General features: G+C 65.9%; 11 protein-coding genes. 5 read left to right on the plus strand and 6 right to left on the minus strand.

All coding sequences use genetic code 11. From position 1 onward, the window contains the following. Positions 1–66: 66 nt before the first annotated feature. Genes arsN2 through SJY12_RS12840 form a run of 3 tightly spaced genes read right to left on the minus strand, consistent with a single transcriptional unit; the run spans position 67 to position 1,555 of the window. The gene (arsN2, locus tag SJY12_RS12830; RefSeq protein ID WP_397505569.1) at positions 67–498 is read right to left on the minus strand and encodes an arsenic resistance N-acetyltransferase ArsN2; all 432 of its coding nucleotides are present in this window, start codon (positions 496–498) and stop codon (positions 67–69) included. Then, the gene (locus tag SJY12_RS12835; RefSeq protein ID WP_397505570.1) at positions 495–1,031 is read right to left on the minus strand and encodes a YceD family protein; all 537 of its coding nucleotides are present in this window, start codon (positions 1,029–1,031) and stop codon (positions 495–497) included. The genes arsN2 and SJY12_RS12835 overlap by 4 nt, the downstream gene beginning before the upstream one ends. After that, complete coding sequence (locus tag SJY12_RS12840) at positions 1,028–1,555, minus strand: ubiquinol-cytochrome C chaperone family protein (protein ID WP_050599220.1); 528 nt, start codon at positions 1,553–1,555, stop codon at positions 1,028–1,030. The genes SJY12_RS12835 and SJY12_RS12840 overlap by 4 nt, the downstream gene beginning before the upstream one ends. Before the next feature lie 161 nt (positions 1,556–1,716). On the opposite strand from SJY12_RS12840, the gene SJY12_RS12845 reads away from it, so the two are divergent. From SJY12_RS12845 to SJY12_RS12865, 5 genes are all read left to right on the plus strand, one after another. Beyond that, on the plus strand, positions 1,717–2,175 hold the full coding sequence (locus tag SJY12_RS12845; protein ID WP_050599209.1) for an outer membrane protein assembly factor BamE: 459 nt from the start codon (positions 1,717–1,719) through the stop codon (positions 2,173–2,175). A 54-nt stretch (positions 2,176–2,229) separates the two neighbouring features. After that, the gene (gene hslV / locus SJY12_RS12850; RefSeq protein ID WP_063505459.1) at positions 2,230–2,790 is read left to right on the plus strand and encodes an ATP-dependent protease subunit HslV; all 561 of its coding nucleotides are present in this window, start codon (positions 2,230–2,232) and stop codon (positions 2,788–2,790) included. Positions 2,791–2,882: 92 nt separating this feature from the next. Next, complete coding sequence (gene hslU, locus SJY12_RS12855) at positions 2,883–4,184, plus strand: ATP-dependent protease ATPase subunit HslU (RefSeq protein WP_397505571.1); 1,302 nt, start codon at positions 2,883–2,885, stop codon at positions 4,182–4,184. Continuing rightward, positions 4,184–4,630: an ACT domain-containing protein gene (locus tag SJY12_RS12860; RefSeq protein ID WP_397505572.1), complete on the plus strand. Its 447-nt coding sequence runs from the start codon at positions 4,184–4,186 to the stop codon at positions 4,628–4,630. The genes hslU and SJY12_RS12860 overlap by 1 nt, the downstream gene beginning before the upstream one ends. 89 nt (positions 4,631–4,719) lie before the next feature. Next, the gene (locus tag SJY12_RS12865) at positions 4,720–5,403 is read left to right on the plus strand and encodes a type 1 glutamine amidotransferase domain-containing protein (protein ID WP_397505573.1); all 684 of its coding nucleotides are present in this window, start codon (positions 4,720–4,722) and stop codon (positions 5,401–5,403) included. Between the two features lie 96 nt (positions 5,404–5,499). Here the strand turns inward: SJY12_RS12865 and SJY12_RS12870 are convergent, their stop codons facing one another. From SJY12_RS12870 to SJY12_RS12880, 3 genes are all read right to left on the minus strand, one after another. Continuing rightward, complete coding sequence (locus SJY12_RS12870) at positions 5,500–7,005, minus strand: SulP family inorganic anion transporter (RefSeq protein WP_397505574.1); 1,506 nt, start codon at positions 7,003–7,005, stop codon at positions 5,500–5,502. 149 nt (positions 7,006–7,154) lie between these two features. Further along, positions 7,155–8,957 carry an ABCB family ABC transporter ATP-binding protein/permease gene (locus SJY12_RS12875; protein WP_397505575.1) on the minus strand — a complete coding sequence of 601 codons (1,803 nt, stop codon included), beginning with the start codon at positions 8,955–8,957 and terminating at the stop codon, positions 7,155–7,157. Between the two features lie 152 nt (positions 8,958–9,109). Then, a complete protein-coding gene (locus SJY12_RS12880) occupies positions 9,110–10,651 on the minus strand; it encodes a lipopolysaccharide biosynthesis protein (protein WP_397505576.1) in 1,542 nt (513 codons plus the stop codon). Between the last annotated feature and the right edge of the window lie 399 nt (positions 10,652–11,050).

The raw sequence follows: 11,050 nt of genomic DNA on the forward strand, positions 1-11,050 counted from the left end.
GCGGCATCGGGCCCGGCGGCGGTTCGAACTACGACCGCCTCGCCGACGATCTTCCGTTCTGATCGGTTAGAGCGGCTTGACCAGATATTCAGCGCTGGCAGGGCACAGCGCGGCGAATTCGCGCGAGGATGCGACCGCTGCGGGCGCATCCTCGCGGTCGTGATCGCGATAACCCAGCTTGCGGAAAAAGTCCGCTGCGGTGGTGGTCAGCAAATGCAGCCGGGCGACACCCTGACGGCGCGCCTCGCTTTCCAGTAGCGCGACGGACTCGCGCCCCGTGCCCCGACCGCGCGCCGTGCCGAGGATGACGACCGAGCGCAGAATGCGGTCCGGGCCATCGCCCTCGATCCCCCCGAAACCGATACAGCGACCCGTGTGATGGAAGGCGAAAAACGCGCGCCCGTCGTCTTCGATATCATCCACCGGCAGCCCCTCCGCCGCGAGCGCCGGAACAAGCTCCTCGAGCGAAGCCATGGGAGTGATTGTCAGCGCCGTCATGCCTGGTCCTTTTTCAGCGCTGCCAGCGCCTCGGCCAACGGGCCGCTGGGGGCCTGTTCCTCGTCGCTGACGATGCCGGCCTTGCAGCGCGCTTCCTCGGCGCCCGGACCTTCGCGATAGGGATCGATCGCCAGCGCGAGCGTCTGCGCGATCGCTTCGCCCAGATCGAACGCATCGCCTTCATATTCGATCTGGTCGAGATCCTCGGCGTCGAGCTCGATTTCCTCGTCGGGCGCATAGTCGGGCACCGATCCGGCGGGCACGAAGCGCAGCATGAGCGGCTCGCTCACGTCATAGCTCAGTTCCTCGCGCGTGACCGAGCAGGGCTGGGTGATGGTCGCGGCCAATGTGCCTTCTGCCAGCACGGCATCATCCTTGGTGCCGAAATCCACGGTGGCGGTAAGCGCCGGGATGGCGGTGACGCCGAACCGCGCAGCCAGCGCTGCGCGTTCGGTCTCGCCGGCGTCAACGGTCAATGGCCCTGCAGGCAGGGCGCGCGGTTTGACCGGACGGCTGAGTTCGGGTGCGCTCATGCGGCAAACTCGCCCGCCCGCAGCTGATCCATGCTCGTCCGCTCGAGCCGGGCATGCAGCGCGGCCATGCGCTGGACCAGCGCCTCGGCCTCGTCTGGCTGCGCCATGGTGACATTGCGGCGCACGGCTTCGACCAGCACCTTCGGATCGCTGCGCAATCCTTCGCGATAGGCGCCGATGCGGCCGTTCATGCTTTCCATCAGCGCGTTGATCTTCTTGCCTACGGTGGGATCGCCGATTCCGGCTTCGCGCAGCTGCCCCTCCATGTCCTCGACGAACAGTTCGGTCAGCCGCGCGGTGCTGGCGGCCATCCCGCCTTCGTCTTCCAGCCGCAGCATGACCAGCGTGAGCACCAACGTGATCATGTCGTAGCGACCCTCGACGCTGTCGGCGACGCCGCACATACGATACCAGTCGGGATCGCGGGCTTCGGCAACGGTGCGCTGCCACAGGGGGCGCCACTCTTCGCGCGGGTCGGGGCCAAGGGAAAAGACGTTGCCGAAAAGGCGGGCTAGGAAGGACACAAACAACTCCGTTCAGCGGCAATACAGGCCGCGATCCCCAAGCGCCCCCCAATGCCGAGTTGCATGGGCTGGCGCTTTCGGATTAAGGCGTGGGCCAAGCATATAGGGAGGTGGCCGCCTGCGGCCAAGCGCCTGCCGAAAGACGGAGATTTGCTGTTCCCATGAACAGGTCGAAAATTCTGGGCCTTGCCGCAATCGGCGCTGCCGCCATCGCCGCGACGGGCTGCACCGCGATCCGCGAGCCGCGTGGCTACATCGTCGATGCCACGCTGGTGCAATCGGTCCAGCCCGGGATCGACAATGAGCGCAGCGTCACCGGTACGCTGGGGCGTCCGACCTTCGAAAGCCAGTATGGCGAGAAGACCTGGTACTACGTGTCGAGCACGACGGGCCGCAAACCCTTCGTTCGCCCGCGGATTCGCGAGCATTCGGTGCTGGCAGTGAAATTCGATGCCGCGGGCAATGTCGTTTCGGCCGAGCGGACGGGCATGGACCAGGTGGTCTACCTGCGCCCTGATGGCGACGAGACGCCCACGCTGGGCCGCGAACGCAGCTTCCTCGAAGACCTGTTCGGCAATATCGGTGCAGTCGGCCAGCCGGGCCTGGGCCAGGGGCAGTAAGCCTGCGGGCCTGCTCCGGCTTGACCCCCGCCGCGCGCGCCCCATATCGCGCGCATGGATGATAGAGACAATCGCCACGGGCTGACCCAGTGGCATTCCACCACCATCATCGGCGTGAAGCGCGGCGGTGCCACGGTCATCGCCGGCGACGGGCAGGTTTCCATGGGTAACACCGTGATGAAGCCCAATGCGCGCAAGGTGCGCCGGATCGGCGAAGGCGAGAAGGTCGTAGCCGGTTTCGCCGGCGCGACTGCCGATGCTTTCACGCTGTTCGAACGGCTCGAGAAGAAGCTCGAGCAGTACAATGGCCAGCTCCTGCGCGCCGCGGTCGAGCTGACCAAGGACTGGCGCATGGACAAGTACCTGCGCAATCTCGAAGCATTGATGATCGTGGCGGACGAGGAAAACCTGCTGGTCCTCACCGGCAATGGCGATGTGCTGGAACCCGAAGGCGGTATCGCGGCCATCGGGTCGGGCGGCAATTACGCGCTGAGCGCGGCCAAGGCGCTGGTCGATTACGAGGACGACGCCGAAACCATCGCGCGCAAGGCCATGGCGGTTGCCGCCGATGTCTGCGTGTTCACCAACGGCAATGTGACCGTCGAAACGGTTTGATCTGCGGCATCCCGGCGAAAGCTGGGATCGCTTTCGGCCGAGCGCCAAATCGAGACAGGTCCCGGCTCGCGCCGGGATGACGATAGGAAGACATGACACAAGCACTGACCCCCAAGGCGATCGTCGCCGCGCTGGACGAACACATCATCGGCCAGAAGGATGCCAAGCGCGCGGTCGCCGTGGCGCTGCGCAATCGCTGGCGCCGCCAGCAGCTCGGCCCCGAGCTGCGCGACGAGGTGACCCCCAAGAACATCCTGATGATCGGCCCCACCGGCTGCGGCAAGACCGAGATCAGCCGGCGGTTGGCCAAGCTGGCCGAGGCCCCCTTCATCAAGATCGAGGCGACCAAGTTCACCGAGGTCGGCTATGTCGGCCGCGATGTCGACCAGATCGCGCGCGACCTGGTCGAGGAAGCCATCCGGCTGGAAAAGGAACGCCGCCGCGACGCGGTGCGCGAGGCCGCGAGCAAGGCCGCGATGGAACGGCTGCTGATCGCGCTGGTCGGCGACAATGCCAGCGAAGCGACGCGCGAGGCGTTCCGCCAGCGGATCGTCGACAATTCGATGAACGATACCGAAGTCGAGATCGAAGTGCGCGAGGCTCCCAGCTCGCCGATGGATATCCCCGGCATGCCCGGCGGGGTCGGCATGATCGACCTGTCCGACATGTTCGGCAAGGCCATGGGCAAGAGCCCGCTTAAGCGCCGCAAGCTGAAGGTGCCCGATGCATGGGACCGGCTGGTCGATGAAGAGGCCGAAAACCGCATGGACCAGGACGACGTCAACCGCGTCGCTGTGGAGAATGCGGAAACCAACGGCATCGTCTTCCTCGACGAGATCGACAAGATCGCAGTCAGCGACGTGCGCGGTGGATCGGTCAGCCGCGAAGGGGTGCAGCGCGACCTGCTGCCGCTGATTGAAGGCACCACGGTGGCGACCAAATACGGCCCGATGAAGACCGACCACGTGTTGTTCATCGCGTCGGGCGCGTTCCACGTTTCAAAGCCCAGCGACATGCTGCCCGAACTGCAGGGCCGCCTGCCGATCCGCGTCGAACTGCGCGCGCTGACCGAAGAGGACTTCGTCCGCATCCTCAAGGAAACGCGCGCCAATCTGGTCGAACAGTACCGCGCGCTGATCGGCACGGAGGACGTCACGCTCGACTTCACCGAGGACGCGATCGCCGAAGTCGCCAAGCTGGCGGCGCGGGTCAACGAGACGGTCGAGAACATCGGCGCGCGGCGCTTGCAGACGATGATGGAACGCCTGCTCGAGGATATCAGCTTCGAGGCCGAAGACCGGACCGGCGAGACGATCACGATCGATGCAGCCTATGTACGCGAACGGCTCGAAACGCTGGCGGGCGACGCCGACCTCAGCAAATACATCCTGTAATGGACGGGCCGGTGCGCGGTGGCCGGGCGATGATCGCCGCCATGGCGCCCCGGCTCGACCCGCGCCGCTGGCGCTTCGTGCTCGTGCAACCGGACACGGCGCCGCAATTGCTCGGCGCGGCGATCGGTACCTTCCGCGAGGACGAGGGCGTAACGGCGATCGTTCCTGCCGATGTAGCAGGTGAACTGGGCATCGAGGGCCCCGACTTCGCGAGGATCACGCTGACGGTGCATTCCGACCTTGAAGGTGTCGGACTGACCTCCGCCGTGTCGGGCGCGCTGGCCAATGCCGGGATCGCCTGCAACATGATCGCGGCATTCCACCATGATCACGCCTTCGTACCTTGCGCCCGCGCTGCGGAGGCACTCGACGTGCTGCGCGCCTGGCGGCGGCCGGGGCCTGACGATCGGCGCCAGCTTCCGGGCCGGGACCGGCTACTCGAATAGAGCGAAACCGAAGCGCGCGACGTGTGTTCCTTTGGTGAAGCGCCGGAACACTCCGGCCACGCCCAAAACCCCCCGAAAGGACGAACGCTATGAAAATTCTTATGGTTCTGACGAGCCACGACGAGCTCGGCGACACAGGCGACAAGACGGGCTTCTGGCTCGAGGAATTCGCTGCCCCCTATTACGTCCTCAAGGATGCCGGGCATGACATTACGCTGGCCAGCCCGGCCGGCGGCAAGCCGCCGCTGGATCCGAAATCCGACGAGCCCGATGCGCAGACCGCGGCGACCGAACGGTACAAGAAGGACAGCGAGGCGCAGGCGCAGCTCGCCTCGACCGAGAAACTCGCGGATGTCGATGTCGCATCCTTCGACGGCGTCTTCTACCCGGGCGGTCACGGGCCGCTCTGGGACCTTGCCGAGAGCGCGGTTTCGAAAGCCGTGATCGAAGACACGCTGGCCGCCGGCAAGCCGGTAGCGCTGGTCTGCCATGCGCCTGCCGTGCTGAAGAACGTCACCGCGCCGAATGGCGACCCGGTCGTCAAGGGACGCAAGATCACCGGCTTCACCAACCAGGAAGAAGATGCGGTCGGCCTGACCGATGTCGTGCCCTTCCTGCTCGAAGACGTGTTGATCGAGCAGGGCGGGACCTTTTCCAAGCAGGGCGTCTTCGAACCCTATGTGGTCCAGGACGGCCTGCTTATCACTGGCCAGAACCCGCCGTCGAGCGAGCCTGCGGCCGAGAAGCTGCTGGAAGCGCTGGAAGCGGACTAGGCTTCGGCGAATGCACTAACAAGGGCGGGCGCGGATTGACCGTGCCCGCCCTTTTTCACGCCCGCGCAGGGGCGGCCACCGCCCCCGACATGCGGCTTACGGATGCGGGGCCAGCCCGATTTCGACACCGGTCTTGTCGGTCAGCGCGAACTTGTCGACCAGATCGCTGCTCGCGCGGTTGAGCCCGACGACCTGCACGCTGCGGCCATTGCGGCGCATGCGTTCAACCACCTTGTCGAGCGCGCCGACCGCGCTGATGTCCCAGAAATGCGCTTTCGACACGTCGATGATCACGTGGTCGGCCGGATCGGGCATGATGCTCTCGGGCCCGAGCGCGGCTTCGAAGCGTTCGACGCTGGCGTAGAAGACCTGCCCCTTGGCGCGGTAGGTCGCGGTTTCCCCGTCGCGTTCGCGGACCACTTCGAACATGGTCATCACCTTGTGGGTGAAGAACACGCCCGACAGGATCACGCCCGCCAACACGCCTAGCGCGAGGTTGTGCGTGGCCACCACGACGGCAACCGTGGTCAGCATGACCACCGAGCTCTGCCACGGGTGCTTGCCGATATTGGGGATCGAGTTCCAGCTGAAGGTCCCGATCGACACCATGATCATGATCGCCACCAGCGCGGGCATCGGCACTTGGCCGACGAGGTCGCCCAGCAGCGCGAGAAGGATCAGCAGCGACAGGCCGGCGGTAAAGGTCGACAGCCGGCCGCGGCCGCCGCTGGTCACGTTAATGACCGACTGGCCGATCATCGCGCAGCCGCCCATGCCGCCGAAGAAGGCCGCGACGATATTGGCGATGCCCTGACCACCGCTTTCGCGGCGCTTGTTGCTGCCGGTATGCGTCATGTCGTCGACGATCTGCGCGGTGAGCAGCGATTCGAGCAGGCCGACCGCGGCCATAGTCGCCGAATAGGGGGCGATGATGGCCAGCGTTTCCCAGTTCAGCGGCACATCGGGCAGCGCGAAATAGGGCAGGCCTTCGGGCAATTCGCCCATGTCGGTGACCGTATTGACCGGCGCATCGAGGAATATCGTCAGCGCGGTGAGCACGATGATCGCGATCAGCGGGCTGGGCACGGCGGTGGTGACCTTCGGGATCAGGTAGATCATCGCCAACGCGGCCGCGACCATGGCATAGGTTACCCAGCCGATCCCTGCATTGCTCGGGTCGAGCTGCGGCAACTGCGCCATGAAGATGAGGATCGCCAGCGCGTTGACGAAGCCGGTGATGACCGAACGGCTGACGAACTGCATCAGCAGGTCGAGCCGCAGCAGCGCGGCAATGCCTTGGAATACCCCCATCAATATGGTCGCGGCGAAGAGATATTCGACCCCGTGGTCGCGCACCAGCGGCACCACCACTACGGCTACCGCCGCAGTCGCCGCCGAGATCATACCCGGGCGCCCGCCGGTAAAGGCGATGACCATGGCGATCGCGACCGAGGCATAGAGCCCGACGCGCGGATCGACCCCGGCGATGATCGAGAAGCCGATCGCCTCGGGTATCAGCGCCAGCGCGACGACGAGCCCGGCGAGCACGTCGGCGCGGATGTTGGAGAACCAGTCGCGGTGGATCGCGGCACGGTCGAGCATGGGGAATGTCCTGTCAGGTTCGGAAAATGGCGCACGCAGACCGGCGAGCAGAATTCGCACCGCTCTATGAACGATGTTGCATTGCAGCACAAGATGCGCGCGCATTGGCGGCCTGCGCCGTGCCGATCGGTTGCGGCCCGGGACAGTGCCTAGTCGCTGCGTTCCGCCTGCTGGCGGGCCCACATTTCGGCATACAATCCGCGCGCCTGCAGCAGCTCGGCATGAGTGCCGCTTTCGGCCAGTCGGCCCTGGTCGAGCACCAGGATGCGGTCGGCATCGGCGATCGTCGACAGGCGGTGGGCAATGGCCAGCGTGGTGCGGTCTTCGGACACGCGGTGCAGCGTGGCGAGGATCTCCTGCTCGGTCCGGCTGTCCAGCGCGCTCGTCGCTTCGTCCAGCAGCAGGATCGGGGGGTTCTTGACCAGCGTGCGCGCGATCGCGACCCGTTGTTTCTCACCGCCCGACAGTTTCAGCCCGCGTTCGCCCACTTCGGTATCGAGCCCGTCGGGAAGGCGTTCGATAAAGGGCATGATCGCCGCATCGGCCGCTGCCGCGACCACCGCTTCGCGCGACGCACCCCCGCGGCCATAGGCGATGTTGTAGCCGATGGTGTCGTTGAACAGCACGCTGTCCTGGGGAACGATGCCGATGCTCTCGCGCAGGCTGGCCTGCGTCACTTGCGCGATGTCCTGCCCGTCGATCAGGATGCGCCCCTGCCACGGATCGTAGAACCGGAACAGCAGCCGCCCGATCGTGCTCTTGCCCGCGCCCGACGGGCCGACGATCGCCACATGCTTGCCCGCGGGGACTTCGAAACTGAGCCCGTGGAGGATCTCGCGGTCCGGTTCATATCCGAAATGGACATCGTCGAAGACCACAGTGGGCTGGCGGACCACCAGCGCGGGCGCAGCGGGTGCGTCCTTCACTTCGGTCTCGGTATCGATCAGGCGAAACATCTCCGCCATGTCGATCAGCCCCTGCCGGACCGTCCGGTACACCATGCCGAGCATGTCGAGCGGGCGGAACAGCTGGATCAGATAGGTGTTCACCAGCACCAGATCGCCGGTGGTCAGCACGCCCTTGCTCCATTGCCACACGGTGAACCCCATCGCGCCGCCCATCAGCAGGTTCATGATGACCGCCTGGCCGATGTTGAGCAGGCCGAGCGAGTTCTGGCTGCGCACCGCTGCATCGGCATAGGACCGCGCGGATTCGGCATAGCGCGCGTGCTCGCGCGTTTCGGCGCCGAAATATTTGACCGTTTCGTAATTGAGCAGGCTGTCGACCGAGCGGGCGAGCGCGGTGCCGTCGAGTTCGTTCATCCGCCGGCGCAGTTCGTTGCGCCATTCGGTGACCTTGCGCGTCAGCGTGATATAAGCAGCCACGGTCAGCGCGGTGGCGGCGACCAGTTCCCACCCGAAATTGAGATAGAAGATCACTCCGACCGCCACCAGCTCGACGGCGGTGGGCGCAATGTTGAACAACAGGAAGTACAGCATCGTGTCGATGCTCTTGGTCCCGCGATCGATCGTCTTGGTCACTTCGCCCGTGCGGCGCGCAAGGTGGAAGCGCAGCGACAGCTGGTGCAGCCGCCGGAAGGTGTCCTCGGCGAGCTGACGCGTGGCATCCTGCCCGACGCGTTCGAAGGTGATGTTGCGCAGATTGTCGAACACCACGGCGGCGAGGCGCCCGGCGGCATAGGCGATGACAAAGGCCAGCGCGACCATCGCGGTTTCGTTCGCGGGTGTGGTCATGGCATCGACCGCACCCTTGTAGGCGAAGGGCAGTGCCAGCATCGTGCCCTTGGCCAGCAGCACGAACACCATCGCACCGGCGATCCGACGCCTGAGCGAGGGATTGTCGGCGGGCCATAGATAGGGAAGGAAGCGCCGGATCGTCACCCAGCCTTCGGGATCGTCGGGCCGGGCGGGTGAAGCGTAGTCGGGTGGCATGCCCGGCTATGTGGGAGGGATGCGTGTGCGGGGCAAGGCGGCGCTCCGCCATACCCCCCGCGCGGTGGACACGGCGAATGGCGACCGCGGGCCGGCTTATTGGCCGAGCTTGGGGGCCATTTCTCCCGCGTGCCGCAGTTCGGACCCGCGGTTCACTCGGCGGCGTCGCCGGTCCGCCCGGCGGGGGCCGGCGTGGCAGCGGCGGCGGGCAGGGGATCTGCCGGGGTCCGCCGGATCATGGCAATGCTCTGGCGCACGATATCGGGCCATACGAGGTAGAGCATGCCCGCATAGGTCGCGGCGCCGGCAGTGCCGAGGAGTGCGAGCGTGGCGACCGGGCCGATTTCCGCCGGCAGGGCCAGCCGCAGGCCGCCGACCACACCGACCATGGCGAGGCAGGCGAGCACCGGCGGCGCGGCGGCCACCACGAGGCGGCGCAGCGGGAGGTCGATCTGCGGCAGGGTGAGCGCGAGCGTGAAGATCAACAGCAGCGGCGCGGCCACCCACCATGCCCGCACCAGCCCCTGCGCGCCGAACTGGACGCCGATGAAGAAGGAGCCGGCAAACAGGATCGCGCCCGCGATGCTGGTGGCAAGATAGATGCCTTCCTTCCCCGTTGCCGTGCAGGTCGGCGAACAGATGATCTGCACCGCCATCAATGGCATGACGATAGCGAGCCCCGATATGATGGGCGCCATCCCGGTCCATTTCTCGCCGAACACCACCAGGATCGCTTCGGGGGCGGTCAGCGCCAGCCCGATATAGATCGGCGTGACGACCAGCAGCACGCTTTGCATGGTGCGTTCGAAATAGGGGCCCAGGCTGCGACCCGCCTTGTGCAGTTCGGCATAGGCAGGGAAGGCCACGTCGTTGAGCGGCGGGATGAAGCGTCCGGTCACGATCAGCGTCAGGAACAGCGCCTCGGAATAGAGCCCCAGCTCATAGACCGAGAAAACGCGCCCCGCGATGAAGATGTCGCTCTGGCTCTGGATGATCCAGAACAGCTGGCACAGTGTCAGCGCACCGCCGAACCCGATCATTCGCCGGGCGCCCCTGAGATCGAACACCGGGCGCACCCACAACCGCGCCGCTATGCTCATGATCACTGCCCGGACCGCGATTCCCGCGATCGGTGCATAGATCAGCGCCCAGACGCCGAAGCCGTACCACGCCAGTGCGAGCGCCGTGGTTGCAGCGACCGCGGCCGACACCAGATTGGCGATCCCCTGGCTGCGAAACTCGAGCCGCCGCGCGAGCAGCGCGGTAGGCAGGGCAGTGAAGGGGATGGCGAGGAAGATCAGCGCCTGCACGCGCAGCAGCCGGGCGACCTCGGGCTGGCCGTAGTAATCGGCCACGATCGGGGCCAGCGCCAGCTGCGCGGCCGCGAGCAGGCCGTTGGTTAGCAGCAGCAGCGCGAACACCTGCCCGATCTGGCGGTCGCCGACCCGGTCGGCCTGGATCAGCGAGCTGGCAAAGCTCCAGCCATTCAGGAAGTGGAGCGCAGTCACGATCACCTGGCTCATGGCGAACAGGCCGTAGTCGGAGGGCTCGAGCAGCCGCACGACCATGATCGTCGATCCCCAGGTGATGAACTGCGCGACCAGCTGGCTGCCCCAGCGCCAGGCCAGCGCCTTGCGCACGCGCGCGCCAAAACCTTCGGGGGCATCGTGCTCGGCAGCGTCGCGCATCGTCATGCCTGCAGTGCTAGGCGCAATTCGGCGCGATTGCGAGGCGCGAGGCGGCCCGGCGTCCGGGTAATTTGCCCCGAATCCGGCCGTGCAGCGCCATCGGTCGGAGAATTTCGGGCGGGGCGCGGTTGATCATTACCGCACGCTCCCTATATCGGAATGGCAGCGGGGACGCTGCAAGCCGCACGATTGAGCGGTTTTGCAAAAAACCCGAAACAAAACTGCAAAAAGGTTATTGACCGAATCCTTGGTGGGACCTAGATGGCCCTCACCGACGCGGTGCTGACGGCTTCCACTGTCCGCTGCAACGGTCGCCAACATTATCGGATAGCCGGTCCCCCGGTTTAAGGTCGGGGCAGGATCAGCTGTCCGTTGTTAGTGTCTGGCGGTTCTTTGACATTGTTG

Origin of the sequence: Qipengyuania sp. R86523, from assembly GCF_044596365.1 — a bacterium.
Lineage (GTDB): Bacteria > Pseudomonadota > Alphaproteobacteria > Sphingomonadales > Sphingomonadaceae > Qipengyuania > Qipengyuania citrea.

Excerpts from the sequence above, each read along its gene's own strand:
- arsN2 (WP_397505569.1), bottom strand. The coding sequence starts at position 498 with ATGACGGCGCTGACAATCACTCCCATGGCTTCGCTCGAGGAGCTTGTT.
- SJY12_RS12835 (WP_397505570.1), bottom strand. The coding sequence starts at position 1,031 with ATGAGCGCACCCGAACTCAGCCGTCCGGTCAAACCGCGCGCCCTGCCT.
- SJY12_RS12845 (WP_050599209.1), top strand. The coding sequence starts at position 1,717 with ATGAACAGGTCGAAAATTCTGGGCCTTGCCGCAATCGGCGCTGCCGCC.
- hslV (WP_063505459.1), top strand. The coding sequence starts at position 2,230 with ATGGATGATAGAGACAATCGCCACGGGCTGACCCAGTGGCATTCCACC.
- hslU (WP_397505571.1), top strand. The coding sequence starts at position 2,883 with ATGACACAAGCACTGACCCCCAAGGCGATCGTCGCCGCGCTGGACGAA.
- SJY12_RS12860 (WP_397505572.1), top strand. The coding sequence starts at position 4,184 with ATGGACGGGCCGGTGCGCGGTGGCCGGGCGATGATCGCCGCCATGGCG.
- SJY12_RS12865 (WP_397505573.1), top strand. The coding sequence starts at position 4,720 with ATGAAAATTCTTATGGTTCTGACGAGCCACGACGAGCTCGGCGACACA.
- SJY12_RS12870 (WP_397505574.1), bottom strand. The coding sequence starts at position 7,005 with ATGCTCGACCGTGCCGCGATCCACCGCGACTGGTTCTCCAACATCCGC.
- SJY12_RS12875 (WP_397505575.1), bottom strand. The coding sequence starts at position 8,957 with ATGCCACCCGACTACGCTTCACCCGCCCGGCCCGACGATCCCGAAGGC.
- SJY12_RS12880 (WP_397505576.1), bottom strand. The coding sequence starts at position 10,651 with ATGACGATGCGCGACGCTGCCGAGCACGATGCCCCCGAAGGTTTTGGC.